At 59.6% G+C, this 25,669-nt stretch carries 22 protein-coding genes and 1 tRNA gene; 16 read left to right on the top strand and 7 right to left on the bottom strand.

All coding sequences use genetic code 11. The annotated features are described in order from the left end of the window. Positions 1-114: 114 nt before the first annotated feature. A complete protein-coding gene (glgX, locus tag G494_RS21895; protein WP_084456388.1) occupies positions 115-2,283 on the bottom strand; it encodes a glycogen debranching protein GlgX in 2,169 nt (722 codons plus the stop codon). A 98-nt stretch (positions 2,284-2,381) separates the two neighbouring features. On the opposite strand from glgX, the gene G494_RS0104530 reads away from it, so the two are divergent. Beyond that, on the top strand, positions 2,382-3,317 hold the full coding sequence (locus G494_RS0104530; protein ID WP_028583583.1) for an Lcl C-terminal domain-containing protein: 936 nt from the start codon (positions 2,382-2,384) through the stop codon (positions 3,315-3,317). Between the two features lie 94 nt (positions 3,318-3,411). Then, the gene (locus tag G494_RS0104525; RefSeq protein ID WP_028583582.1) at positions 3,412-3,795 is read left to right on the top strand and encodes a response regulator; all 384 of its coding nucleotides are present in this window, start codon (positions 3,412-3,414) and stop codon (positions 3,793-3,795) included. 216 nt (positions 3,796-4,011) lie between these two features. Here the strand turns inward: G494_RS0104525 and G494_RS21890 are convergent, their stop codons facing one another. After that, a complete protein-coding gene (locus G494_RS21890) occupies positions 4,012-4,851 on the bottom strand; it encodes a D-alanyl-D-alanine carboxypeptidase family protein (RefSeq protein WP_232362483.1) in 840 nt (279 codons plus the stop codon). Positions 4,852-5,208: 357 nt separating this feature from the next. Here G494_RS21890 and G494_RS21885 point away from each other — a divergent pair, with 357 nt between their 5' ends. Both G494_RS21885 and G494_RS0104510 read left to right on the top strand, forming a co-directional pair. Continuing rightward, positions 5,209-6,990: an AMP-binding protein gene (locus G494_RS21885; protein WP_084456385.1), complete on the top strand. Its 1,782-nt coding sequence runs from the start codon at positions 5,209-5,211 to the stop codon at positions 6,988-6,990. A gap of 57 nt (positions 6,991-7,047) precedes the next feature. Next, a complete protein-coding gene (locus G494_RS0104510; protein ID WP_232362482.1) occupies positions 7,048-8,277 on the top strand; it encodes an OmpP1/FadL family transporter in 1,230 nt (409 codons plus the stop codon). A 141-nt stretch (positions 8,278-8,418) separates the two neighbouring features. On the opposite strand, the gene G494_RS0104505 is transcribed toward G494_RS0104510, so the two are convergent. The 3 genes from G494_RS0104505 to G494_RS0104495 form a co-directional block, all read right to left on the bottom strand. Continuing rightward, positions 8,419-9,039 (bottom strand): site-2 protease family protein, encoded by a 621-nt coding sequence (locus G494_RS0104505; RefSeq protein WP_028583580.1) that lies wholly within the window; start codon positions 9,037-9,039, stop codon positions 8,419-8,421. A gap of 110 nt (positions 9,040-9,149) precedes the next feature. Next, complete coding sequence (locus G494_RS0104500; protein ID WP_028583579.1) at positions 9,150-11,837, bottom strand: CBS domain-containing protein; 2,688 nt, start codon at positions 11,835-11,837, stop codon at positions 9,150-9,152. A gap of 54 nt (positions 11,838-11,891) precedes the next feature. Then, entirely contained in the window at positions 11,892-12,572 is a 681-nt protein-coding gene (locus G494_RS0104495) for a hypothetical protein (RefSeq protein WP_153305758.1), read from the bottom strand. A gap of 192 nt (positions 12,573-12,764) precedes the next feature. On the opposite strand from G494_RS0104495, the gene G494_RS0104485 reads away from it, so the two are divergent. The 12 genes from G494_RS0104485 (at position 12,765) to G494_RS0104435 (ending at position 24,421) form a co-directional block, all read left to right on the top strand. Beyond that, positions 12,765-12,840: transfer RNA gene (locus tag G494_RS0104485), tRNA-Gly, on the top strand. Positions 12,841-13,011: 171 nt separating this feature from the next. Next, entirely contained in the window at positions 13,012-13,473 is a 462-nt protein-coding gene (locus tag G494_RS0104480; protein WP_232362481.1) for a ribosome maturation factor RimP, read from the top strand. 75 nt (positions 13,474-13,548) lie between these two features. After that, on the top strand, positions 13,549-15,060 hold the full coding sequence (gene nusA, locus G494_RS0104475; RefSeq protein WP_028583576.1) for a transcription termination factor NusA: 1,512 nt from the start codon (positions 13,549-13,551) through the stop codon (positions 15,058-15,060). Then, complete coding sequence (locus tag G494_RS28045) at positions 15,057-15,278, top strand: YlxR family protein (RefSeq protein WP_084456383.1); 222 nt, start codon at positions 15,057-15,059, stop codon at positions 15,276-15,278. Before nusA ends, G494_RS28045 begins: the two co-directional genes overlap by 4 nt. 26 nt (positions 15,279-15,304) lie before the next feature. After that, entirely contained in the window at positions 15,305-18,139 is a 2,835-nt protein-coding gene (infB, locus tag G494_RS0104470) for a translation initiation factor IF-2 (RefSeq protein ID WP_028583575.1), read from the top strand. Between the two features lie 17 nt (positions 18,140-18,156). Further along, entirely contained in the window at positions 18,157-18,552 is a 396-nt protein-coding gene (gene rbfA, locus G494_RS0104465; RefSeq protein WP_051305378.1) for a 30S ribosome-binding factor RbfA, read from the top strand. Further along, positions 18,539-19,525: a DHH family phosphoesterase gene (locus G494_RS0104460; protein WP_028583573.1), complete on the top strand. Its 987-nt coding sequence runs from the start codon at positions 18,539-18,541 to the stop codon at positions 19,523-19,525. Before rbfA ends, G494_RS0104460 begins: the two co-directional genes overlap by 14 nt. After that, positions 19,522-20,334 (top strand): tRNA pseudouridine(55) synthase TruB, encoded by an 813-nt coding sequence (truB, locus tag G494_RS21880; protein WP_051305377.1) that lies wholly within the window; start codon positions 19,522-19,524, stop codon positions 20,332-20,334. Before G494_RS0104460 ends, truB begins: the two co-directional genes overlap by 4 nt. 169 nt (positions 20,335-20,503) lie before the next feature. Continuing rightward, positions 20,504-20,773: a 30S ribosomal protein S15 gene (gene rpsO, locus G494_RS0104450; RefSeq protein WP_028583572.1), complete on the top strand. Its 270-nt coding sequence runs from the start codon at positions 20,504-20,506 to the stop codon at positions 20,771-20,773. A gap of 218 nt (positions 20,774-20,991) precedes the next feature. Beyond that, a complete protein-coding gene (gene pnp / locus G494_RS0104445) occupies positions 20,992-23,079 on the top strand; it encodes a polyribonucleotide nucleotidyltransferase (protein ID WP_028583571.1) in 2,088 nt (695 codons plus the stop codon). Positions 23,080-23,176: 97 nt separating this feature from the next. Next, complete coding sequence (gene dut, locus G494_RS0104440; protein ID WP_028583570.1) at positions 23,177-23,635, top strand: dUTP diphosphatase; 459 nt, start codon at positions 23,177-23,179, stop codon at positions 23,633-23,635. Positions 23,636-23,647: 12 nt separating this feature from the next. Next, positions 23,648-24,421: an MBL fold metallo-hydrolase gene (locus G494_RS0104435; RefSeq protein WP_028583569.1), complete on the top strand. Its 774-nt coding sequence runs from the start codon at positions 23,648-23,650 to the stop codon at positions 24,419-24,421. 34 nt (positions 24,422-24,455) lie between these two features. Here G494_RS0104435 and xerD read toward each other — a convergent pair whose 3' ends face one another. Together xerD and rpsU are read right to left on the bottom strand one after the other, a co-directional pair. Continuing rightward, complete coding sequence (xerD, locus tag G494_RS0104430) at positions 24,456-25,358, bottom strand: site-specific tyrosine recombinase XerD (protein ID WP_028583568.1); 903 nt, start codon at positions 25,356-25,358, stop codon at positions 24,456-24,458. A 54-nt stretch (positions 25,359-25,412) separates the two neighbouring features. After that, on the bottom strand, positions 25,413-25,604 hold the full coding sequence (rpsU, locus tag G494_RS0104420; RefSeq protein ID WP_369125042.1) for a 30S ribosomal protein S21: 192 nt from the start codon (positions 25,602-25,604) through the stop codon (positions 25,413-25,415). Positions 25,605-25,669: the final 65 nt, after the last annotated feature.

Raw genomic sequence — 25,669 nt, 5'->3', positions numbered from 1 at the left:
AGCTTTTTCTTCCAATCTCGGCGTTGTGCTCAAAGTTTTATCCTCGGAATATCAAATATATGCCTAGGGTAAACTTTATCGCGCGCCGTGAGCTTGAGCGAGAAATTTCATTTTTCAAGGTACCCTTATCTGTCCTCGGGCAGTGGCTGCCGAGGGGGACGGCTCTGCTCCGGCCAGGTCCTGTTTATGTTCGCCTGAGCGGGATTGTAACACCACGCAGCCCATGGCGGCGACCTTCAGCCGGGCACCGTTTCTGATCACCTCTGCATCTTCCGGCTGTTGGAAGTCATCCGGTCCCGAGAGGCCGGTGTCGATGATCTTCTTCCATCTCCGTGGACGGCGGCGACGGGGTGGGGCGGGAACGGTAAAGGTCCGGCTCTCCCCGCGGGAGCCGTTGAAGAGCAGATAAAAATCATCATCCTGCTCTCCACGACCGTTGAGCATAAAGGCCAGGGTGTGACAGTCGCTCGACCAGTCCTGGACCCCGGGCTGGAGTCCGTGCCAGCTGATCTCCGGGATATGGGGCGGTTCGTCTTCATTCTCCCTGGTCACAAAGAAGGTGTCTCGCCGAAAGACCGCGTGCTCACGGCGCAGGCGGATCAACTGACGGACAAAGGCAAACAGCCGGTTGTTGCGCTCCAGCAGGCTCCAGTCCAGCCAGCTGAGCTCATTATCCTGGCACCAGGCATTGTTGTTGCCCTGTTGACTTCGGCCGAACTCGTCGCCTGCGACCAGCATGGGGACGCCCTGGGAGACAAAGAGCAGCACCAGCAGTGTCCGGCAGCGCCGGGAACGGAGCCTTTGAATGGCCTGGTCTGCGGTGGGGCCCTCGACTCCGCTGTTCCAGCTGAGGTTGTGGTTGTCGCCGTCCCGGTTGTCCTCCCCGTTCATCTGATTATGTTTTTTATCATAACTGACCAGGTCGGCAAGGGTAAAACCGTCATGGCTGGTGATAAAGTTGATCGAGTTGCAGGGGCGGCGGTTATGGGCCTGGTAGAGGTCTGAGCTGCCGGCGATGCGGGTGGCCAGGGAGGCCACCGTGCCCTGGTTGCCGCAGATGAAGGCGCGGAGATCGTCCCGGAAGCGGCCGTTCCACTCGGCCCAGCGGTGGTGGGTGGAAAAGCTGCCCACCTGGTAGAGGCCGGCTGCGTCCCAGGCCTCGGCAATGATCTTGGTCTTGGCCAGCACCGGATCTTCGGCAATCATCTCCACCATGGGCGGGTTGGCCAGGACCTCGCCGGTGGAGTCCCTCCCCAGGATGGAGGCCAGGTCAAAACGAAAGCCGTCCACATGCATCTCGATCACCCACCAGTGGAGGGCATCGATGATCAGGTTGCGGACGATGGGGTGGTTGCAGTTGCAGGTGTTGCCGCAGCCTGAAAAGTTGAGGTAGGTTCGGGTCCAGGGGTCGAGGAGGTAGTAGATGGTGTTGTCGATCCCCCTGAAACTGGTGGTGGGGCCGTCGATGCCGCCCTCTGCGGTATGGTTGTAGACAATGTCGAGGATCACCTCGATGCCGGCCCGGTGCAGGGCCTTGACCATGTCACGGAACTCGTTGAGTGGGTTGCTCCATGGAGCGCAGTAGCCGGATTTGGGCGCAAAGAAGGAGAGGGGCGAGTAGCCCCAGTAATTCTTCAAGGCTTCGCCGCTCTCCGGATTGACAAAGATCGACTCATTCTCGTTGAACTCCGTCACCGGCATCAGTTCAACGGCGGTGATGCCCAGCTCGCGGAGATAGTCTATCTTTTCGCAGAGTCCCTGGAAGGTTCCCGGGTTGGCGACCCCGGCAGAGGGGTCCTGGCTGAAGCCCCGGACATGGGTCTCGTAGATGATGGAATCCTTGAGCGGGATATTGAGGGGACGATCGCCCTCCCAGTTGTACTCGGGTTGATGGATGGAGCAGCAGGGTTTTTTGCCCAGGTCCCTGTTTTGCTCTCCCCAGTTGGAGGGGCGTAGCTCCTTGGCGTATGGATCCAGGAGGATCAGGGAGTCGTCAAAGGCATGGCCGCTGCCCTCGGGGTCAAATTCCCCCTTAACACGGTAGCCGTAGTAGATGGGGAGCTTCAGGGCCGGCAGCAGGATATGCCAGATGTCCCCGGTCTTGTGGATCTCCGGATCCAGGGGAAGCTCTACCTGCTGCTCAAGGCTGGAGTGGGGGATCTCCAGCACCAGAGAGACGGCAGTGGCGTTTCTGGAGAACAGGGCAAAGTTGACCCCCCTCGGGGTCAAAGAGGCCCCCAGAGGCAGAGGAGCACCGGCGGGATAGGTATGATAATGTTTCATCTTGACCTGATAATAATAATCATTATATAAAAGAGGATGAAAGCATACACTGTACTCTACCTGAAACGAAGGTTTTTCTAAACTCTTATGGAGGATTTATGGGCCTGTTTAAAAAATTGCAGATTCCTGGTACGCCGACCGTTGATTGGGAGATGACTCCGGAGTACACCTTTGGCACCTTTGAAAGCTGGGGGGGCGTTGAGCGGGTCCGGAGCAAGAATGAGCGGACCTATTACTTCTTCATCGATGCCTGGGGAGAGGTGGCAAAGCTCTGTCTGATGGAGCGTGGGATCAAGCACGCCCGGGTGGTGGCCGAGATCCTGGCCCCCCAGGAGCTGGTGGAGGAGTGTGTCCGTGAGCAGGGCAAGGTGGCCCTGTTTGAACGGACCCATCCCATCAATGCCCGGCTCAAGGAGTGGCTGATCGCCAACGTCCTTGAGAGTGATGATGAGTCAAAGATCATCCCCCTTCACGAGGAGATGCTTGCTGAGCTTGGGCCTGCGGGACTGCCCCTGGTGGGTGAGCAGCAGGCAGTGGCAGAGCCGCTCTCCCTGTCCGTCTCAGAGGCGGAACTGAGTGAGGAGGATGTGGTGGCCCTGATTAAGAAGTATGATTTTGTCGATCATGAACGCAGCCCCGAGGGCAGCCATCAGGCCTCTCTGCTGGACAGCGGCGACGGCCAGACCGTCATCGATCAGGCGACCGGGCTGATGTGGCAGCGAGAGGGTCTTGATATCATGAGTAATCGCTCCATGCGTCGAGCCGTGGAGCAGCTCAATCAGGCTGGATTCGCCGGCTACCGGGACTGGCGTATTCCCACCATGGCAGAGGGGCTTTCCCTGATGTGCCGGGAGATGAATGAGCGGGGCCTCTATCTCCACCCCTGCTTCTCCCCGGCCCAACCCTTTATCTTTGTTGCCGCCACCCGCAAGCCGGGAGGTTACTGGTTTGTGGATTATAAACATGGTCGGGCATTCTGGGCCTCCGGCACAATTCCCGGTGGGTTCGGCCGCTTATGCCGTGGGCAAAAATAGGAAAAAGGTGACTTGGTGGATTGCGCGATAACGCTATTCTGGGTATGATATATCGATATACGTGTTGAGTAACCTTTGATCGGGAGCAGGTCAATTGAAACGGATATTGGTTGTTGACGACGAAGAACAGATTCGCACCATGTTAACCCAGATGCTGGAGCAGGAAGGCTACGAGGTCCATACCGCTGAAAACGGTGAGGACGGTATGTCCCAGGTCGGACAGCATTTTTTTGACCTGGTTATCACCGATATGATCATGCCGGTTAAAGATGGGCTCAAGTTTATCATGGAGCTTGTCCGTGATTATCCGGAGCTGAAGATCCTGGCTATTTCAGGGGGGGGCGCGATCAAGGCCGAGCGCTACCTCACCATGGCCGGCTATCTGGGTGATATCGCCACCCTGGAAAAGCCCTTTAAACGCGAGAGCTTGCTGAATCTGGTGACTCAGCAGCTTGGAGAGGACGCGCCGGCTGTCTAGCCAGAGAGAGGGATCAGGGGCGAGCCGTCAAGGCTCAAGGCGAGCTTGAAAAGTTGCCTTTTTTTCCCATCTCTGCCTTATCTCGATCTGCCTTCTGTCGAAAATTTTATCCTCGGAATATCCGTTTAGCTGATCCTGATCGAAAGATCGCATCTTTCAAACTACTCTTACAAAAGGTTTGCACAACCCTGTGCAAACCTTTTTTTTAAGTCTCCCTCAATTGAGGCTGGTTTGTTCTTTGGCGGCGCTTGACTCGGCCCTGGCCAGCCGGATCTGCTGTTTCTTGCGAAAGCCGTAATCCACCAGTTTTTTGACATCACTCCACATGGTCTCGCTGCCCATGATGGCGACGATGATGGTCTCCCCGTCTCTGCTGAACTGTCCCACATAGGTCTGACGGGCTGCCGCCGTATAGCCGGTTTTCCCGCCCTGGGTGCCACGTACCCGCCAGAGGGCCTTGTTGTGGTTGTAGAGGGTCTTGCCGTCGGAGGTCGTGACCTTGCGTTTGTACATCCGGCGAGAGAACTCCGGGTCTTTCATGGCGTGCCTGAAGATGTTGGCCAGGTCCCGCGCCGTTGACTGCTGGCCCCTGGCTGTGAGGCCGGAGGCGGTCTTGCAGATCGTCCGTTTGGCTCCCCAGAATTTGGCCCGCAGGTTCATCATGTGGGCGAACTTGCGTTCGTCGCCGCCGATCTCTTCGGCCAGGGCCACGCTGGCATCATTGGCCGAGGCCAGGAGGACGGCGTTGATCAGGTCGTCGGCCAGGTATTTTTTCCTGGGATCCAGGTAGACCTTGGAACGGGGCATCCGTGAGGCCTTGCGACTGACGCCGACCCGGTCCTGGTCTTGCAATGATTTAAGGGCAATGCTGCCGGTGAGTACCTTGATGGTGGAGGCCGGCTGGCGGGGGGTATCCGGGGCGAGGGCATAGAGGGTTCTGCCGCTGTCGGCGTCCATGACCATCACACACTTGGAGCTGATCTGCCTGTTAATCCTGGGCAGGGTGACCCTCTTGGAGAGCGAGCCCACCCTTCTCTTGACCTGAGAGATACTCATGGCCTGGCCCAGGGAGACAAAGGCCTGTTGGCCGGGCTGTGGTCGGCCACTGGAGGTGCTGGCTGGCGGAGCGGTGTGCGGCTTGACTTTGGAGCCGGCCTTTAATATCGGCAGCGGGGCGGCCGAGGTCAGCTGAGCCGGAACAAGCCATAGCCAGAAAGAGAAAAGGAGGAGAGAAAAGATACACCGTTGCATGGAGATGACTGTCATTAATTTGATAGGGAAAGAATAAAAATTTTACAGTCTGGCTTGGTACGCTGTCAAGCCCTTTGGAGCCGTTTTCTTTGAAAACTCTTCCACTTTGTGGTAACAAAGTCCAAAATTGATAATGGATGGGGTCTGTACCCGGAGAAAACTATGAGCGATACCACAAACCGTCCTCCAGGGATATCCGGCGAGCAGCAGCTTCCTCCTGCAGGGGAGCATGCTGCCGAAAATCTGCCGGTGATCCAGGAGAATGCCGCCACCCTCAATGAGCTGATTGACATCAACTGCCGACGGTTCCGTGACCTGCCGGCCGTGGGCATGGCCCTGGAACCCTCCCTGAGCTATGGGGAGTTCCACCAGCGGATCCTCGCTCTGGCCGCCTACCTGCGCCACCTGGGAGTCGAGCGTGGCGATCGGGTTGCCCTGCTCAGTGAAAACTGCCACTGGTGGGGGCTGGTCTACCTGGCCATCGTCCGGCTCGGTGCCAGGGCTGTGCCGGTTTTTCCGGATCTGCCCGAGGCAGATGTCCATCATATCCTGGGAGAGACCCAGTGTGATCTGGTTTTTCTGGGCCAGCGCCAGGTGGAAAAGATCTATGACCTCAAGCGCGAGTTGACCACCATCGTCACCCTGGATGACTATCAGGATAACACAGGTCTGCTCGATCTGCAGCCCTTTAGCACATTTTTGGCAGAGGCCATGGCCCGCTTCGGAGCCGAGGCCGCCGAGGAGAAGCTCAGTTTTCCCCGGATCCATGGGGATGAGTTGGCCTCCATCCTCTTTACCTCCGGAACATCGGGCTTTTCCAAGGCCGTGATGTTGACCCACGGCAACCTCTGTGCCAATGCCTACTCTGCCGCCGGGGTCATGGATATCCAGCCGGGATGGGTCTTTTTGTCGGTGCTGCCCATCTCCCATACCTATGAGTTTACCGTGGGCTTTGTCCTGCCCCTGCTGAGCGGCTGCCGGGTGGTCTATGCCGGCAAGACGCCGACTCCGGCGATTCTTCAGCGGATCTGTGCCAAGGAGCGGCCCCAGGTGATGCTGGTGGTGCCCCTGGTTATCGAGAAGATCTATAAAAAGCGGATCCTGCCGGCAGTGGAAAAGAGCAAGCTGCTCTCCTTTGCCTGCCGATTCAATATGGGGCGCAGGGTGGTGCACCGCAAGATCGGCAAAAAGTTGACCGATTTTTTCGGCGGCCGGCTGACCCTGATGGGCATCGGTGGCGCTGCCCTCAACCCCGAGGTGGAGCAGTTCCTGCGTGATGCCGACTTCCCCTTCCTGGTCGGCTATGGCCTGACCGAGACCTCGCCGCTGCTGGCAGGCGGGCCGCACGGCGACAGCAGCGTTGCCCTGGGCTCTGCCGGCAAGCCCATTCCCAGGGTGGAGATCCGGATCGAACAGGCCCGCCTGGAGGGTGAGTTGGGAGAGATCCAGGTGCGCGGCCCCAACGTGATGCAGGGCTACCTCAACGATCCCGAGGCAACCCGGGAGAGCTTCAGCGAAGACGGCTGGCTCAAGACCGGAGATCTGGGCCTGATCGACGAGGCCGGCAATGTCCATGTCCGGGGGCGCTCCAAGTCGGTGATTGTGATGTCCAACGGGGAAAACGTCTATCCGGAACCCATTGAGCATAAGGTCAACGCTCATCCCTGTGTGGTCGAATCCCTGGTGGTGGAGAATAGGGGGGTGCTTGAGGCCTGGGTCTACCCGGACTATGAGTATGTGGACAGTAGGACCATCGGTAAAAACAGGTCCCAGCGCCACGAGTTCATCGCCTCGCTGCTGGAGGAGATGCGGCTGAGCGTCAACGAGCAGGTGCCCCCCTCTTCCCGTCTTTCCCGGGTCCTGGAGCGGCGCGAGCCCTTTATCAAGACCGCAACCCATAAGATCAAGCGCTATCTCTACTACGCAGGCAATATGCAGCTCTAAACAGGGCAAGGGACCGTATTCGCCGGCAATGAAGACGGCAAAATTTTAAGAGAGGGTATGATGAACAAGAGAGTAGTGTTGGCAAGCGCCTTCATCCTGGCTGCAGGCTCCGCCCATGCCTCGGGTTGGAGAATACCTGAGCAGTCCGTGAACGCAACGGCCAGATCCGGCGGCTATGTCGCCCACACCCCAGGGGCGGATGCCGCCTACTACAACCCCGCCAACCTCTCCTGGCAGGAGGATCGCGGTCTGCTGGAGTTGGCTGCCACCTGGATTCATCTCGGCTCCATCTCCTATAGCGACAACCGGACCCCGGCCTTTGACGGTGCCTCAGAGAAAGAGAACTTCCTGCTGCCCACATTCTTTGCCGTTTCTCCGGAGTATGGCGACTTTCGGGTGGGCCTTGCGCTCACGGCTCCGGCCGGTCTGTCCAAGCAGTGGAAGCAGCCCTTTCCCCGGACCACGGCCGAGGAGTTTACCCTCGAGGTCTTTGAGCTCAACCCCACCCTCTCCTATAGGTTCTGTGAGCAGTTTTCCGTAGCTGCCGGACTCCGGGTCCTCTATGCCGACGGCAAGGTCAAGAGTTCGGGCATGATTCCCGGCGGGTACACGGTCAGTCGGGACATGGACGGTGACAGCTGGGAGGGCGGCTTCAACCTGGCCATGAGCGCCCGGCCGATGGAGGCCTTGAGTCTGGCCGTGACCTATCGCTCCAAGGTGGATCTGGGGGTTTCAGGTCATGCCGAGTTGGCGACCTCGGCAGGGCCGGCAAGCTACAGCGGCGATGCCGAGGTCTCGATACCGGTGCCGGCGGTGCTCTCCCTGGCCGCTGCCTATACCTTTTTTGAGCAGCTCACCGTGGAGCTGGAGTACGAGCGGACCTACTGGTCGGAGTACGAGCAGTTGGACTTCAATTATCCGGTACCCCTGGGGAATCCGGTGTTGAGCGCGGCCTTTGATCGTCCCCTGGCGCGAAACTGGTCAGATACCGACACCTATCGGATCAGTCTGGAGTATGACTGTCAAAATGACCTGATCCTGATGGCCGGTTTTGCCATCGATGAAAATCCGGCCCCTGATGCCCACCTGGGCTTTGAGCTGCCCGACTCCGATGCCAAGCTCTACTCCCTTGGCCTGCGCTACCGGGTCAACCAGGATCTGGAGTTGGGGCTGGCCTATCTCTACGATGATAAGGAGAGCCGTGCGGGAACAAACGATATCATTGACGGCAACTTTGATGATGCCCTGGCCCATCTGGTGACCGTAGGGTTGAGCTGGAAGCTGTAACGGACGAGGGGGAGCTTGAAAAAATGGCTTTTCCAGCTCCCCTGGAGGGGAGCTGGATGGGACTGGAAGCGGACGCAAGCTGGATTGTGTCCGTTTTTTTTTAGGGGCGTGGGGAGGGGCGCCGCCCCTTGAGGGCGCAGCCTATCCCAGGAGGAAATCGTGGGAGTAGCGGATGATGGGCATGATCAGCTTGGGAATGATGCCGGTATAGAACAGCGCCAGCAGCAGGATGAAACCAAAGGGCTCCAAACGGGCAAAGCTGCGGGCAGCTGCTGGGGGCAGCAGACCCAGGAGCACCTTGGAACCGTCCAGGGGCGGGATGGGCAGGCAGTTGAAGACCGCCAGCATGATGTTGATCCAGACGCTGGCCACCAGCATGCTCAGTAGGGGTTGAAGGATGAAGATCGGCAGCGGTGGGATCACCAGCAGGAATTTGACCAGGATGGCGCTGGCAATGGCCAGCATGACGTTGGCTCCTGGTCCGGCCAGGGCGACCAGCAACATCCCCTGCTGGGGATTGCGGAAATAGTTGGGGTTGACCGGTACCGGTTTGGCCCAGCCGATCTTCATGATGATAAAGGCGAGCACCCCCAGGGGGTCCAGGTGCTTCAGGGGGTTGAGGGTCAGGCGACCGGCATTCTTTGCCGTGGGGTCCCCCAGGTGGTAGGCCACATAGCCATGGGCCAGCTCATGGAGGGTGAGGGCAAAGAGGAAGGGCGGGGCCAGGATAATGAGTTGCTGGATAAAACTTTGAATCTGCATGGCTGGTTTCTGGTGGTCTGCACGGGCTAAGGGTTCGGGGTGATGGCCGGGTGGTCTGTTCACACCATAAGGAGGAAGCTGTAAAAAGCGAGCCGGATTTTAGGCGGAAACTAGAGGGGCCTGGGATCTGTCACCGGATAGGTCGAGCGGATGAAGTGGAGGGCCTGCTCGCGGTTCTCTACCTCGCCGTCCAGTTGGAGCTCGATCAGGTGGTTGAGCATGGAGCGGAACTCCGGCCCGGGGCGGAAGCCCATCTCTTTGAGATCGTCGCCGCTGACCAGGGGCTTTTCCCGACGCAGGGAGGTGACAAAGAGGGAGACCGCCTTTTGAATGTGCCGTTTTCGGGCAATGGTCATCAGGTAGAGCAGCCCCTCGTTGTCCAGGTCGCCCAGCAGCCAGTACATCTCGCTGTGCTTCATAAAGGGGCGCTTGAGCATGTCCTTGGCAATCCGTTCCACATCGTTCTTCTGCTGGATCAGTTTTTTACGCTCCCTGGGGGCCAGGGAAAAACGTTCACAGAAGTTGAGCAGCTCTCTGCTTCTGGAGCGGCCCATGATCGCCAGCAGGTAGACCATCCAGGGCTCGATCTTATCGGGCAGGTAGAGCAGTTTGAACCAGGAGAGCGAACGGCTGGCCTGGCTGACCAGATGGATGAAGCGCCGGTCGATCTTCAGATTGGGACGCAGATCCGGCCAGAGGAAGGGGAAGAGCTTGAAGGCTGCCAGGCGGCGCAGGGCCGGAAGAGGGTTGTCCTCCGAGAGGATCAGCTTGAGCTCATAGAAGAAGCGGGGTTCGCTGAAGCGGTCAAAGAGCTGCATGGCCACCGCATTCTTGATCAGTTTTTCGGTGTGGCGGGTGATCTTGAAGTCCAGGCGTCCTTCAAAGCGGATGGCCCGGAAGATCCGGGTGGGGTCTTCCACAAAGCTGAGGTTGTGGAGCACCTGGATGCGGCGTTCCTTGAGGTCGTTTTGGCTGTTGAAGTAATCCACCAGGCTGCCGAAGCGATCCGGATTGAGCTGGATCGCCATGGAGTTGATGGTAAAGTCGCGGCGGTAGAGGTCCAGCTTGATGGAGCTGAGCTCCACGTTGGGTCTGGCCGCAGGATGATCGTAGTACTCGAGCCGGGCCGTGGCCACGTCGATCCGGGTGCCATCGGGGAAGATCACCGTGGCCGTGGCAAACTTTTCATGGGTCCTGACCTGGGCGTCATGTTTCCTGGCATAGCTCTTGGCAAAGGCGATGCCGTCCCCCTCGACGACGATATCGATATCGTTGTTGCTGGTGTGGAGCAGCAGGTCGCGGACAAAGCCGCCGGCCACAAAGGCGTTGCAGCCCATCTGGGTGGCGCTCTCGCCGATATCCTGGAGCAGCACCATCACCTCCCGGGAGAGAACCTGGCTCATGGTGTTGCTCAGGTTGCGGGTGCGTTTGGTCGACGGTCGCTCGTCCTCCTGGAGCAGCTCGCTGGAGAGGTTGGCCGGATCGCTCACCAGCAGGTTGAGCAGGTCGGTGCGGGTGATCACTCCCATGATCTCCCTGGAGCGGATGATGGGGATCATCCGTTGGCGGTGGGCGATGATCAGCTCCTGGATATCCGCCAGGGTGGCCTTTTCGGTCAGGGTGGCGATCTCGGTGGTCATGTAGTCGGCCACCGGCCGGCTGCCGAGCTTGTGAAAGATGGCCTTTTCCGCCACCATCCTGGAGATCATCCCCAGGAGGCCGGCCGGGCGCTCGCCGCTCTCCAGGTTGCCGCGCCGTTCGGTCACCGGCAGGACCGTGACGTTGTAACGGGTCATCAGGCTGTTGGCCTGATCAATGGTGAGCTCAGGGGTGACGGCGATGACCGGGGAAGACATCAGCTCGCCGGCAATGGCCTTGGGGCGGATATGCTGATGGAGCAGCTGGATCAGCTTCTCCTCTGCCTCGAACAGGGTCATCTCCCGGACCGTAGCGGCTGCGGCCGAGGCATGGCCTCCGCCGCCAAAGGCCCGGGCCATGCTGCCCACGTTGACCTCTGGGATCCTGCTCCGGGCGATCAGGTAGATCCGCTCCCCCATGCTGATCAGGCCAAAGAGGACGTCGATGTTTTCCATCACCATCATCCGCTGGACAATAACGGCAAAATCATCCACATACTCTGCCAGGATCAGCTTGGAAAGGACCACGTTGGCCGAGCCGATGGGGTAGGAGGTGGCGTTGTTGAGCAGCCTGCCCAGGAGGTTGACCTGTTGGGCATCCAGTTCCCTGGAGACAAACTGGGTGACCACGTCCAGGTTGGCGCCGTGGGCGAGCAGCCAGGCCGCTGCCTGGAGGTCTTCGGGGCGGGTGGTGGAGTGGAGGAAGTTGCCGGTGTCCTGATAGATGCCCAGGGCCATCAGGGTGGCCTCTTCGGGGCTGGGGGCGATCTGCTGTTCCTGGAAGATTCGGGTAAAGAGGGTGGTGGTGGAGCCCAGATTTTCCACCTGCTGATAGTCGCCCCGGATATCCGTGGCCGTGTCCGGGTGGTGGTCAAAGAGGTGGACCTCAATCCTGGGGTTATCCAGGCAGACGCCGAGTTCGCCGATCCGCTCCCGTTGTCGGGTATCGACCACGATCAATCGTCGGACCTGGCCCAAGTCAATATGCTTGGCCTTCCTAAAGGCATAGATGTTGCGAAACTCTTGGGCCAGGTAGTCGCGTACGGATTTTTCCTGGGAGCCGGGAAAGATCAGCTCTGCCCGGGGGTAGAGACGCTTGGCAGCGATCATGGCGGCCAGGCTGTCGAAGTCGGCATTGATGTGGGTGGTGATGACGTCCATGGCCTGCTTATACCTCAAAACTGCAGTCCGGTAAACGCGGGAATGGCACCCTGCTCATCCGGCGTCCTGGATCAGGACCCTGAGATGTAGTTCCGGGACGGCTCCACAGGCCTGGATGAGCTCCGGATAGGAGAGCCTGCGCCCCCGGAAGCCGGTCTGTTGAAGGCTCTGTTCCAGGCTTGCCCGGCGTTTGCGCAGAAATTTCTCCAGGGTCCTGCCGCTGAGGAGAAGGCCCTGGCAGAGCAGGGCGGAGGCCGTGTCCGTGGCAATGGAGTTAAACAGTTTGATGGTGATTCGGCCCGGCTGGAATTCCTCCTCCCTGCTTCGGGAGGGGACTGTCCCGGCCTGGCTGCGCAGGGAGCTGTGCGGGCTGTTGCGGCGGAAGATGGTGCCGGCGAGGCCGGGCATGGCTGCGGAAAGGGCCAGGGTCTGGCCCGGATAGACCTTCTGCCCCAGGCTGTCGGCGGCAGTGCCGTTGATAAAGACGGTCTGGACCGATTTTTCCAGGTAGCTTGCAGAGAATCCGGGCAGGGTGGTGAGCAGCGAGTCCAGGCTTGCTGCCTGGTTGAGGGGCAGCAGGAAACCACCCTGGAGGAGTGAGGGCATGACCGCCGCGGCGACCCGGCTGAGACGGATGATCAGGGTAGGGGGGTGGCTGTTGTCAGACATGGCTGCTGATTCACCGCTGGGGTGCTCCTGGTGGCTGAGGCTGGGCAGAGGGGACGAACCTGCCATCCCACTATCCCATGAAGCAGGCCGGCTGTCAATGGGGGCGGTGAAGCTCAGCCGCCTGGCCGGAGGAGGGGCTTTTTCTGCCTTTCAGCCCTGCTCCAGAGGGGGGGTGGAGGGAAATGTGGGCCATCATTTTGTTGTTGCTTGACAATTGGCCTTTGTTGGGCTATTATTACGTTTTTAGGTAGGCAAAGAGCGGGTGTAGCTCAGTTGGTAGAGTACAAGCTTCCCAAGCTTGGGGTCGCGGGTTCGAGCCCCGTTGCCCGCTCCATGTCGAGCTGATGTGGGATCAGCTCCGTCTGGTATGACATACGCCAAAGGATCAGGTGTACGTGAAAGTGGGCAATGCCCGCTTTTTTTATTGTCTTTTTTGGTAGGGTAGGGCGAGTGCCGACAAGGTTGGAGTAGTCGAGTTTCGCCTCTGCCCAGGGACTGAAAGATTGTGGAAGCTGCTGAACATCATATTATTGAGGCCATTGTCGCCTTTGCCGAGCCGCTGCTGGCAGAGATGGAGCTTGAGCTGGTAGAGGTCCAGTACCGGCGCGAAGGTCATGGCTGGGTGTTACGACTTTTTATAGATAAAGAGCAGGGCGTCTCCATAGACGACTGTGCCAGTGTCAGCCGGGAGGTCAGCGCCTATCTTGAGGTGGAGGAGTTGATCGATCATGCCTACCATCTGGAGGTCTCCTCACCCGGAGCGGAGCGGCCGCTGAAGACGGCCAAGGATTTTGTTCGCTTTGCCGGTAAAAAAGCGAGACTGAAGCTGCGCCAGCCCATTGACGGCCAGAAGGTGTTCACCGGTGTGCTGCAGGGGGTCGAAGAACAGGCGGTGGTTCTGGAGTCGGACGGCGAGAACCTCCTGCTGGAGCTGGAGAATATTTCCAAGGCCCGTCTGATGTTATGACGGTGAGTGCCGGCTAATTGATTATGCCAAGACAGTCAACAGGACGAGGACGATTGTCGGAGCTGGAGTGAAAAAATGGTAGGGACAGAAAACCTGAAGCGAATCATCGATCAGATTTGTAGAGATAAGGGCATCGATAGGGACTTGCTGGTGGACGCCATCGAAGAGGCGGTCCGTTCTGCGGTGCGCAAGAAATATGGCAGTCGCCGGGACATAGAGGTACAGTTCAGTGAGGACCTGGGCGAGATCGAGGTCTTTCAGTATCGCACCGTGGTCGATGAGGTCTATGACGAGGAGACCGAGATCTGTCTGGAAGATGCCCGCCGTCTGGATGCAGAGATCGAGTTGGATGATGACCTCGGCGAAAAGATGGACAAGATTGCCGACCTGGGACGCATTGCCGCTCAATCTGCCAAGCAGGTGATCATCCATCGAATGCGTGATGCGGAACGGGATGTCATTTACGAGATGTTCCGGGATCGTGAGGGGAGCGTGGTCAACGGTATTGTCCAGCGCTTTGAGCGGGGTAACATGGTCATCAACCTGGGGCGGACCGATGCGGTCCTGCCCCGTGAAGGTCAGATCCCCAAGCGCTCCTTTAAACAGGGCGACCGGATTCGCGCCTACCTCCAGGAGGTCCGTCAGGACTCCAGGGATGCCCAGCTGGTGTTGAGCCGGACCTGTAACGAGTTTCTGATGAAGCTGTTTGAGATGGAGGTCCCAGAGATAGCCGAAGGTATCGTCAAGATCATGGGCGCCAGTCGGGAGCCTGGGTTTCGGGCCAAGATAGCGGTCTCCTCCATCGAGTCTGATGTGGATCCTGTCGGCGCCTGCGTCGGCTTGAAGGGCTCAAGGGTCCAGAACGTGGTTCAGGAACTGCAGGGAGAGCGGATCGATATCGTTCCCTGGAGCCCTGATCCTGCCAAGTATGTCTATAACGCCCTGGCGCCGGCAGAGGTCTCCATGGTGATCGTAGATGAGGACCGGAAGTCGCTGTTGGTGGTGGTCCCCGATGACCAGCTCTCCCTGGCCATCGGCCGTCAGGGGCAGAATGTACGCCTGGCCTCGCGCCTGTTGAGCTGGCGGATCGATGTCAAGAGTGAACAGCGCTATGCCAACCTGGAGCAGCCGGGCTATCAGAGTCTGGTTGCGGTGGAAGGTGTTGATGAGTCCATGGCCGATCGTCTCTTCGCAGCCGGGGTTACCAGCTCGGTCGTGCTGGCTGCCTTGGAGCCGGAGCGTTTGATGGATCTGGCCCGGCTGGATGAGGAGAAGGCCGGGATGATCCTGGAGAACGCGGCCCTGGTTCCGGCTCCGGAACTCAGCGATGAGGACGGGGCTGAGCCGGCGGTCGAAGCTGAGCCGGCGGTCGAAGCAGAGCCTGCCGTCGAAGAGGAGGAGGCGCCTGTTGAAGAAGATGCAGATGCAACAGCTGCTCCAGTCGGTGGAGAAGCTGAAACGGCCAACGACGACGAGGCAGAGCCGTCGGCGGTGTCGGTCGAAGAGGAAGCCGAGGCGGAGCCCGGCGAGTCGGGGGCTGCAGAGGATGATCCCGATGTTCGGGAAGTTGACGGGGAGATGCCTTGAGAAGAGGACATCTCCCGGAACGGACATGTCGTGGCTGTGGTAAGAAAAGAGCCCAGAAAGACTTGATCCGGCTGGGGTTGGTCAACCAACAGCTGACGGTTGACCATGGACGGACATTGAGGGGCCGCGGTGTGTACTGCTGCGATGATGCCCGCTGTCGTCAAAGGCTGGAAAAAAACAAGAAAGTGCTGAAACGCGCGTTGCGTTTGAATGGCTGACGCGTTAACGAAGACAGGAGCATGCAATGAGTAGGGTCCGTGTGTATGAACTGGCAAAAGAAGCCGGGTTGAAGAGTAAGGAACTGGCTGATAAGCTGATAGCAATGGGATACCCTATCAAAAGTCACAGCTCGACAGTCGATGATGATATGGCCGCGGATATCCGCCGAAAAATTCAGAGTGACGATGTGATAGGCGTCAGCGAAGGACGGATTGATTTGAAAGAACGTGCTACAACCGTGAAGAAGCGAACCAGTACGGTTGTACGACGTCGCTCCAAGGCACAGAAAGAGGAAGCTCAGCGCAAGGTCGAGGCTGAGGAGAGTGAAGCCTTAGAGGCCCAGGAGGCCCTGGAACGACAGGAGGCCCTGGAAGCCCTGGATCGTGCGAGCGATGAGCCTGAGGAAACGGGCAGCGAACTGCTCGAACCTGCCGGCGTGGATGTCGCAGAGGACCATGACGTCCATGAGCCCGGGGAGGAGAGCGTCGCAGCTGAGCCTGAACAGGAGCGTGAACCCTCCCGGGAGGAGGCGGCTCCTGAGCAGGCCGAGGCGGCTGAAGAGCCCCTCCAGGCGGCAGCCGACGACCAGGCAGCCGGCAAAGAGGGGGCAGCGGCCGTGGCCGAATCGCCTGCCGTGGAGGAAGCTGCTGCCGAAAAAGGGCAGCCGGAAGTCCCCCCCCAGGAGGAGAAGCCGGCAGAGAAGGCCAAGGTGATCGTCAAACCCGCCCTCAGGGAGAATCGAAAGCTGGCCAAGGTCATCGGCCGGGTGGAGATCCCCACACCCACAGAAAAGAGACCGCGTCCGGCCCGTCGTCCGGCCCGGCCCGTATCCAGGCGGCCTGCAGGACCGGGTGCGGTGGCCGAGGATCCGGCCCAGATCGCGGCCAAGGGCAAGAAGAAGGGCAAACGGGTGGTCGCGATCCAGTCGGAAGACGATCGCGCCAAGAAGGGTGCCAAGGGTGGTAAAAAGGGCCGCAACAAGGTGAGCTTCTCCCGTAACGGGGATGTGGAGTTCATGCGTCCCCGCAAGGGCAAGAAGAGAAGAGATGGCGGTCGCAAGGAGCGGGCCGCCCAGGCACCGGTGGCAGAGGCCAAGGCCATCAAGCGGCGGATTAAGATCGTCGAGACCATCAGTGTTGGTGATCTGGCCAAGCGGATGGGGGTCAAGGCCAATGAGGTGATCACTGCCCTGATGAAACTCGGGCTGATGGCAACCCTGAACCAGGCCTTGGATTTTGATACCGCCACCCTGGTGGCCACCGATTTCGGCTATGAGATCGAACAGGCCATGACCGAAGAGTTGGAGATGGAGGCCTTCCAGGAGAAGGAGGAGGAGAAGGGTGGAGAGGCCAAGTCCCGTCCGCCGGTGGTCACGGTCATGGGACACGTCGATCACGGTAAGACCTCGATCCTGGATGCCATCCGCAAGACCGATGTGGCCGAAGGCGAAGCCGGCGGCATTACCCAGCATATCGGCGCCTACCACGTCCAGTCGCCCTCCGGCGACCTGACCTTTGTCGATACCCCCGGTCATGCCGCCTTTACCGAGATGCGTTCCCGCGGTGCCAAGGTGACCGATATCGTGGTGCTGGTGGTGGCTGCCGATGATGGCGTCATGGATCAGACCAAGGAGGCCATTGCCCACTCCAAGGCCGCAGAGGTACCCATCGTGGTTGCGGTCAACAAAATCGATAAGGATAATGCCAATCCCGAGCGGGTCAAACGGGAGCTGGGAGAGTTTGATCTTCTGCCCGAAGAGTGGGGCGGCAGTACCATCTACTGTGAGACCTCGGCCAAGAAGGGGCTCGGGATCACCGACCTGCTGGAGGCCATCCAGCTCCAGGCCGAGATTCTGGAGCTCAAGGCTGACCCTGTGCGTAAGGCCAAGGGTACCGTGATCGAGGCCCAGCTCCACAAGGGGCGCGGTCCGGTGGCCACGGTCCTGGTCCAGGAGGGAACCCTGCGGGTTGGAGACAACTTTGTGGCCGGCATGTTTAACGGTAAGGTCCGGATGCTGATCAACGAGCGCGGCGAACATGTCAGTGAAGCCGGTCCGGCCATCCCGGTGGAGGTGCAGGGCATCTCCGGGGTGCCCCAGGCCGGTGATGAGTTCCTGGTCCTTTCCAACGAGAAGATGGCCAAGGCCCTCTCTGGCTCGCGCCAGCACAAGGCCCGCGAAACCGAGCTGGCCTCGGCCTCCAAGGTCTCCCTGGATAACCTCTTTGAGAAGATGGCCGAACAGGATGTCAAGGAACTGCGGATGATCCTGCGGGCCGATGTCCAGGGTACGCTCCAGGCCTTTGGTCAGTCTGCCGAGAAGCTGTCCACCTCGGAGATCAAGGTGCGGGTCCTCCATGAGGGTACCGGTTCGGTCACGGACAACGATGTCCATCTGGCCGCGGCTTCTGATGCCATTATCATCGGTTTCAATGTTCGGCCCAGCGTCAAGGTCAAGGAACTGGCCGAGCGGGAGCAGGTTGATATCCGTTCCTACGACGTTATCTACCATGCCCTGGAAGATATTGAGAAGGCCATGGTGGGGATGCTTGATCCGACCTTTGAGGAGCGGGTCATCGGTACCGCCGAGGTCCGCGATACCTTCCAGGTACCCAAGGTGGGCATCATTGCCGGCTGTTCGGTGATCGACGGCAAGATCGAGCGTAACGCCGGGGTACGGGTGGTGCGAGACGGTGTGGTCATCTATACCGGCAAGATCAGTTCGCTGAAGCGCTTCAAAGATGATGTCAAAGAGGTGCTCACCGGCTACGAATGTGGTATCGGTGTGGAGAACTTTAACGATATCAAGCTGGGCGACAATCTGGAGGCCTTTGTCCTCGATGAAGTCGAGGCCACCCTCTAAGCAAGCAGGCAGGTGCCATGGATTTTGATTTTACGCTGCCGGGGCTGGGAAAGCCGGAAAGTTCCCGCCCCAAACGGGTGGCAGAGGCTATAAAAAACGAGTTGTCGGTGCTGCTTCTTCAGACGGTGAGTGACCCCAGACTGGCCGAGGTCAGTATCTCCCATGTGATGGCGACCCCGGACCTGAAGCAGGCCAAGGTCTACTTCATCGTCTCCGGAGGCGCCGACATCAAGGCTGCCAAGAAGGCGATGCTCAAGGCCAAGGGCTTCTTCCGCAGCCACCTGGCCAAGGCCCTTGATCTGCGCTACACCCCGGATCTGCTCTTCTTCTATGATGAGCAGCAGGAGGAGGTGGACCGCATCGATGAGCTCTTTCGTCAAATCGACAGGGAAAAGGGCGATGAAGGTTCCTGAAGCGCTGATCCGTGCCATTGCCCAGGCGGACAACATCGTCCTGGCCACCCACATCAACCCCGACGGTGATGCGATGGGCTCACTGCTGGGGCTGAGCGATATCCTGGAGCAGATGGGGAAAAGGGTCTTTGCCTATCTGGAACAGCCGGTGACCCCGCTCTATCGATTCCTGCCCGGTTGCAGTGCGGTGCGCACCGAGTTGAGCGACCTTGCAGCCTTCCGCAGAGAGGCCGGGGAGAGTATCCTGGCCATCAGTCTGGATTGCGGGGACCGGGGCCGGCTGGGCAAGAATCACGGGGTGTTGGAGAAGATTCGTCCCTTTGCGGTGATTGATCATCATCAGGGCAACCCTGGCTTCGGCGATATTAACTGGGTCGAATCCGGGCGTTCCTCCACCGGCGAGATGGTCTATGATCTGGCCACTGCCCTGGGGGCGGAGGTCTCCGAGGAGGCGGCAGAGTGTCTCTATGTGGCCATCACCACGGATACCGGCTCCTTTAAATACTCCTCCACCAGTGCCCACACCATGGATGTGGCCCGGGCCCTGATCCAGCGGGGGGTCCAGCCGGAACAGGTCTCCTCCAGCCTCTACGATAACTATACCCTGGGCCGACTGCAGCTGATGCAGGAGGTCCTGGCCACCCTGGAGATGTTCAACCGGGACCGCATTGCCGTGATCAGGGTGACCCAGAATATGCTGGAACGCACCTACACCACCATGGAAGATACCGAACATTTTATCAATCTGCCCCGTTCGGTGCGTTCGGTCCGGGTGGCCGTGTTCCTGAAAGAGGTCAACCGCGGCCTGATCTCGGTGAGTATGCGCGCCAAGGGCAAGTGTGATGTGGCGGTGGTTGCTGCAGGCTTTGGCGGCGGCGGTCATCGTAACGCCAGCGGTTTTCGCTGGCACGGCAAGGGCTTTGCAGAGCTGCAGGAGTTGCTGGTTCCCCTTCTTGAGCAGGCGATGGATTGAAGAGCCTCACAGTAGACGCCCCTGGAAGCGACGCGGCGGTCTTCAGTGCCGGGGTGCTCCTGGTGGATAAGCCGGTGGGGGTGACCTCCTTTGCCATGGTGGCCCGGGTCAGACGGCTCTTTGGCATCAAGAAGGTCGGTCATGCCGGCACCCTGGATCCCTTTGCCAGCGGCCTGCTGGTGATCTGCGTGGGCCGGCCGGCAACCAGGGAGATCGATCGTTTCATGGCTGGGACCAAGACCTATCAGGCCACCCTCCAGCTGGGGGTGGAGACCACCACCCAGGATCCGGAAGGCGAGGTCACGGCCACCCGCGAGGTGGCTGCCTTTTCCCGGGCCGAGATCGATGCCTGCCTCAAGACCTTTGTCGGCCCGCAGCTGCAGGCGCCGCCGCCCTTTTCGGCTGCCAAATACAAGGGTAAACCGCTCTATCACTATGCCAGAAAGGGGATCATGATCACCAAGGATCCCAAGCCCATCGAGATCTACTCCCTGCGCTGTCTGGCCTTCCAGGGCGAGCGGCTTGAGATCGAGGTCAGCTGCAGCCGCGGCACCTATATCCGGGTGCTGGCTGCAGATATCGGCAGGAAGTTGGGCTGCGGCGCCCATCTGAGGGCGCTGCGCCGAACCGCCAGCGGCCCTTTTGTTGTGACCGAGGCGCTCTCCGGTGACGAGCTGGTGGGCGAGGATGCCTACCCCCGGGCCATGGCTGCCGTCTCTTCCGTTGAAGAGACCCTGGCCCGGCTTGAGCAGCCACCGGCTGTCCCCGGGGAGGGGGAGTCTTCGCCTCCCGCGGCAGCGGCTTCCTGACAGCCACGCGAATCATCCCGGCAAGGCCCGGGAAACAAGAGACAACAGCTTTACCTGTCCTGGTACAGTCAACCCTCTGACTGCATCGTAAAGGGCAACTTATCCAGACTCCAGCCAAGGCCGAGGGCACACGCTTTGCTGGCAGCAGAAGGAAAAACGGAGGTGCGTAATGGCACAGGCAACAGCCAAGAAGAAAGAGATTATCGAACAGTATAAAACCCATGGCAGTGATACCGGATCCTGTGAGGTCCAGATTGCCCTGTTGACGGATCGGATCCAATATCTGACCGATCATTTCAAGACCCACAGCAAGGATCATCACTCCCGCCGCGGGCTGTTGAAGCTGGTCGGTCAGCGCAGAAACTTGTTGAAGTACCTGCAGAAGAAAGATATCGTCAAGTACCGTGAGCTGATCAAACAGCTCGGTATTCGGAAGTAATGTGTGTACGGGCAGAAGGGTCATGGTGACCCTTCTGCCCGCCTGTAGAGGAGAACCTGCTGCCTGCCGGAACAACCGGGGCATAAAGACACAAAGGACACAGAGAGAATAAGGCTATGACCATTGTCACTGCCTCCTTTGTGGCTTTGTGACCAACGGTGGTGCAGGTTCAGAGACAAGACCTTATTGATTCCGGTGATACCGGAGTAGGAAACACTATGTATAACGTAATGGAAGCAGAGATCGGTGGTCGGACGATCACCTTTGAGACCGGAAAACTTGCCCGTCAGACCAGTGGTTCGGTGGTGGTGTGCAGTGGGGATACCAAGATTCTGGTTACCGTGGTTGCCGAGAAAAAATCCAAAGACATGGGCTTTCTGCCCCTGACCATCGAGTACCAGGAGCGGATGTATGCCGCCGGCCGGATTCCGGGCAGCTACTTTCGGCGGGAGATCGGTCGTCCCAGCGAGAAAGAGGTCCTGACCTGTCGTCTGATCGATCGGCCCCTGCGGCCGCTCTTTGCCGATGGCTACATGTCGGAAACCCAGTTGATCACCACCGTCTTCTCTGCCGACCAGGATGTCAATCCTGATATCCTGGCCTTGAACGGGGCATCCGCCGCCCTGATGATCTCCGATATCCCCTTTGCCGGTCCTGTGGCCGGAGCCCGGGTGGGGTACATCGACGGCCAGTATGTCCTCAACCCCAACCAGAGCCAGCTGGAGCAGTCTGCCATGAACCTGGTGGTGGCCGGTACCCAGTCTGCCGTGGTCATGGTTGAAGGCAAGACCGGGGAGTTGAGTGAAGATGTGGTCCTGGAGGCGATCTTCTTTGCCCACGAGAACATTCAGCCCCTGATCCAGTTGCAGCTGGATATGCAGCAGCAGGTGGGTAAGGCCAAGCGTGAGGTGGTTGCTCCGCAGGTCAACGAATCCCTGCGTGCGGCCGTTGAGGCTGCCGCTGCCGCCGGCATGGCAGAGGTGGTGACCACCGCCGATAAGATGGCCAGAGGCGACCGTTATGACCAGCTCAAGCAGGAGGTGATTGAGGCCCTGGACAGCGAGATCTACGAAGAGGAGAAGGAGGTCTTCGAACTGCTCAGTGGCTATAAGAAGCGGGTTATGCGTGAGCGGATCGTCTCCCAGGGAGAGCGTCTGGATGGCCGTTCCTTTGAAGAGGTGCGTCCCATCTCCTGCGAGGTCGGCATCCTGCCCAGGGCCCACGGCTCTGCCCTGTTCACCCGCGGTGAGACCCAGGCCATGGTGATTTCCACCCTGGGAAGCGAGCGCGATGAACAGCATCTGGAAGGGCTGGGCGGAGATGTCTATCGCCGCTTCATGCTCCACTATAACTTTCCCCCCTTCTGCGTGGGTGAGGTTCGTTTTCTCCGCGGTCCAAGTCGTCGCGATATCGGCCACGGCACCCTGGCCCGGCGTGGGGTAGAGGCCGTCCTCCCAGAGGGCGAGGCCTTCCCCTATACCATGCGGGTGGTCTCTGAGGTCCTCGAGTCCAACGGCTCCTCCTCCATGGCCACGGTCTGCGGCGCCAGCCTGGCCCTGATGGATGCCGGCGTACCTGTCCAGTCACCGGTATCCGGTGTGGCCATGGGCCTGATCAAGGAGGGTGAGAAGGTGGTGGTCCTGACCGATATCCTCGGTGACGAGGATCATCTGGGCGACATGGACTTCAAGGTGGTTGGTACCGCCAACGGCATCACCGGACTGCAGATGGATATCAAGATCGACGGCGTTGACCGCGAGATCATGGGTAAGGCCCTGACCCAGGCCAAGGATGGACGGATTCACATCCTTGGCAAGATGAAAGAGGCCATCGAGGCACCGCGCGACGGCGTCTCTGAGCATGCCCCCAAATATGTGACCATCCAGATCCATCCGGATAAGATTCGCGATATCATCGGCCCGGGCGGTAAGATCATCCGCGAGTTGACCGCTGAGTATGACTCCAAGATCGATGTGGAAGACAGCGGGATGATCAAGATCTTCAGCTCCAACAACGACTCTGCCAAGGCCCTGGTCCAGCGGATCGAGGCGATGACCGCCGTGCCTGAGGTAGGTACGATCTACGAGGGTGAGGTGCGCACCATTAAGGACTTTGGCGCCTTTGTCCAGATCCTGCCCGGAACCGACGGCATGGTCCATATCTCCGAGCTCAAGCACAGCCGGGTCGAAAAGGTTACCGATGTCCTCAAGGAGGGTGACATGGTCAAGGTCAAGGTTATTGAGATCGATAACCGTGGCCGGATTCGCCTCAGCCGTAAGGCTGCCCTGGCGGAAGGCGAAGAATAGCGGTCAGCAAAGCTGCGCTTTGATGGGCTGGCTTCCCCCGGGGGAAGTCGGCCCTTTTTTTTGAGCTATCCTGGAAGAGGGTAAGAGGAGTATGACCATGAAGCAGGTGAAGGTAGGTTTGAGCTGGCTCTGTGAGCAGGCGCAAAAAGATATCGCCATTCCAGGCTATGAAACGGCCCTGGCGGCTGGTATGGATGTCGGGGCTGTCATTGCCAGCCCCCTGACCATCGGGCCGGGGGAGCGGACCCTGGTCCCCTGCGGCTTTGCCCTGGCCATCCCGGCCGGTTACGAGGTCCAGGTGCGTCCACGTTCGGGACTGGCCGTCAAGCACGGGATCACCGTGATCAATGGACCGGGGACCATTGACGCCGATTACCGGGGCGAGGTCAAGGTTGCCCTGGTCAACCTCTCAGCAGAGCCCTTTACCATCCAGCGGGGCGATCGCATCGCCCAGCTGATTCTGGCGCCGGTCGTTCAGGCCTGCCTGGAGGTGGTCGCAGAGCTGGATGAGACCGATCGTGGTGCCGGTGGCTTCGGCCACACCGGCCTGCGTTGACAGGACCCGCGGGTGAAGGTCTGCGTTCTCGGCAGCGGCAGTAAGGGTAACTGTACCCTGGTGACAGCGGGCTCCAGCCGGCTGCTCATCGATGCCGGCTTTTCCGGCAAAGAGGTGGAGCGCAGGCTTGCCCTGGTTGGCTGTGCGCCGGAGAGCCTGGACAGCATCCTGGTGACCCATGAGCACCATGATCATATTGCCGGGGTCGGCGTGTTGGCCAGGCGTTACGGCCTGACAGTCTACCTCAACGAACTCACCTACCAGGCTGCCGAGGATAAGCTGGGCAGGGTCGATCGGCTGCGGGCCTTTTCCACCGGCGATCCCTTTGCCCTTGCCGATCTCCGGGTGCACCCCTTTGCCGTCTCCCATGACTGCGCCGATCCGGTGGGATTTGTTGTCTCCAGCGGCCGGCAGCGTCTGGGCTACTGTACAGATACCGGTCGCCTCACCAAACTGATCCACCACCACCTCCGCAGCTGTTCCACCTTGGTCCTGGAGGCCAACCATGATCCGGAGATGCTGCGCAACGGTCCCTATCCCCTCTCTCTCCAGCAGCGGATCCAATCCCACAGCGGCCACCTGGCCAACAGTGAGGCCGTCCGTTTTGCCGCCGAGTTGGCAGGCCAGTGCCTGCAACGTCTGGTCCTGGCCCATATCAGTGAGACCAATAACCATGTGGACAGGGTCAGTGCCGAGGTGCGTCGTCATCTCCAGGTGCATTCCAGCTTGGAGGTGGAGTTGGCGGTCCAGGGCGGCCCCACCTCGGTGATCAGGGTGGCAGAGTAGCCCAGGCTTGGGCCTGGGGCTGCCTGCTGGAGGATTATCCCCTGGGGTGAAAGCGGCTGTGCACCGCCTTGAGTCGGCTGGTTTCAACCTGGGTGTAGGTCTGGGTGGTGCTGATATCGGCATGTCCCAGCATCATCTGGACCGCCCGCAGATCTGCGCCGCCCGCCAGGAGGTGGGTTGCAAAGGAGTGACGCAGCATGTGGGGACTGATCTCAATGTAGAGACCGCGGGCCTGGGCTACCTTACGGATAATCTGCCAGAAGCGGTTCCTGCTCATGGCCCTGCCGCGGTTGGAGGGAAAGAGGACAGGAGTGGAGCGGCCCTTGAGGATGGCCGGACGGCCATGGTTGAGGTAATCCTGGACCCGTTCGCCGGAGCTTGCGGCAAAGGGGATGATCCGTTCCTTGCTGCCCTTGCCCAGGACGCGCAGGTGCCCGCTGCTCAGGTTGCAGTTGGTCAGGGGGGTGGAGACGAGCTCCGAGACCCTGATGCCGGTGGCATAGAGCAGGTGGAGCATGGCATGGTTGCGGAGGTTGAGCGGCGTGCGTTGTTCCGGGGGATGGAGCAGCAACTCCACCTCTTGAAGGCTCAGGACCCTGGGCAGGTGCCTGCCGGTCTTGGGGGGATCGATATCTGCGGCCGGGTTTTCCTGGAGCAGTCCCTGGGCAAGGGCGTGGCCAAAGAAGGCCTGGAGGGCAGCCAGTCGCCGGCCATTGGAGCGGGAACTGATCTGTTGGCGGTGACAGTGCTGGAAGAAATCTTGGAGATGCGTTCTGCTGATCTCTTCCAGCCTGTGGACCTGCTGCCTGTGCAGAAAGGCAAGGAAGATCTCCAGGTCGGAGCGGTAGGATTGAACCGTGTTCAGGGCCAACCTGCGATGGATGGTCAGGTGCCGGAGAAATGCCTCAACAGCAGCCTGGAGTCGGTCGGGGTGCAGGGGATTCGCTGGAAGGTGAAGGAAATGTCCTGACGCGGCTGCCAGGACATTTGGCTAGCCTCGGTTTTTCATCCGGTTGAACTTACGCAGCTTGCGCAGCGCCTCTGCAGCCTTCCGACGCTTCTTCACGCTGGGCTTCTCGTAGAACTCCCGACGTTTTAACTCGCGTTTGATGCCGTCAATCTGCAGCTTTTTCTTCAACTGTCGAATCGCGTATTCAAGGTCACCTTTGACTTCTACTTCAATCATGGTTGTTTCACATCCTTATAGAGAGGGGCTTATGGGTAAAAAAGGCCTAAAATTTAAAATTT

This window comes from Desulfogranum mediterraneum DSM 13871, assembly GCF_000429965.1.
Lineage (GTDB): Bacteria > Desulfobacterota > Desulfobulbia > Desulfobulbales > Desulfobulbaceae > Desulfogranum > Desulfogranum mediterraneum.
Note: the sequence above shows the minus strand (reverse complement) of the source record. Positions and strands in the feature narration are given on the sequence as shown.

What these genes read in the sequence shown, in the direction of transcription:
- pnp (WP_028583571.1), top strand. Translation starts at nt 20,992, where the DNA reads ATGTATAACGTAATGGAAGCAGAGATCGGTGGTCGGACGATCACCTTT.
- G494_RS0104510 (WP_232362482.1), top strand. Translation starts at nt 7,048, where the DNA reads ATGATGAACAAGAGAGTAGTGTTGGCAAGCGCCTTCATCCTGGCTGCA.
- G494_RS0104530 (WP_028583583.1), top strand. Translation starts at nt 2,382, where the DNA reads ATGGGCCTGTTTAAAAAATTGCAGATTCCTGGTACGCCGACCGTTGAT.
- G494_RS0104505 (WP_028583580.1), bottom strand. Translation starts at nt 9,039, where the DNA reads ATGCAGATTCAAAGTTTTATCCAGCAACTCATTATCCTGGCCCCGCCC.
- G494_RS0104495 (WP_153305758.1), bottom strand. Translation starts at nt 12,572, where the DNA reads ATGGCAGGTTCGTCCCCTCTGCCCAGCCTCAGCCACCAGGAGCACCCC.
- glgX (WP_084456388.1), bottom strand. Translation starts at nt 2,283, where the DNA reads ATGAAACATTATCATACCTATCCCGCCGGTGCTCCTCTGCCTCTGGGG.
- rbfA (WP_051305378.1), top strand. Translation starts at nt 18,157, where the DNA reads ATGGATTTTGATTTTACGCTGCCGGGGCTGGGAAAGCCGGAAAGTTCC.
- G494_RS21885 (WP_084456385.1), top strand. Translation starts at nt 5,209, where the DNA reads ATGAGCGATACCACAAACCGTCCTCCAGGGATATCCGGCGAGCAGCAG.
- nusA (WP_028583576.1), top strand. Translation starts at nt 13,549, where the DNA reads ATGGTAGGGACAGAAAACCTGAAGCGAATCATCGATCAGATTTGTAGA.
- dut (WP_028583570.1), top strand. Translation starts at nt 23,177, where the DNA reads ATGAAGCAGGTGAAGGTAGGTTTGAGCTGGCTCTGTGAGCAGGCGCAA.
- G494_RS0104460 (WP_028583573.1), top strand. Translation starts at nt 18,539, where the DNA reads ATGAAGGTTCCTGAAGCGCTGATCCGTGCCATTGCCCAGGCGGACAAC.
- G494_RS0104500 (WP_028583579.1), bottom strand. Translation starts at nt 11,837, where the DNA reads ATGGACGTCATCACCACCCACATCAATGCCGACTTCGACAGCCTGGCC.
- infB (WP_028583575.1), top strand. Translation starts at nt 15,305, where the DNA reads ATGAGTAGGGTCCGTGTGTATGAACTGGCAAAAGAAGCCGGGTTGAAG.
- rpsO (WP_028583572.1), top strand. Translation starts at nt 20,504, where the DNA reads ATGGCACAGGCAACAGCCAAGAAGAAAGAGATTATCGAACAGTATAAA.
- G494_RS21890 (WP_232362483.1), bottom strand. Translation starts at nt 4,851, where the DNA reads ATGAGTATCTCTCAGGTCAAGAGAAGGGTGGGCTCGCTCTCCAAGAGG.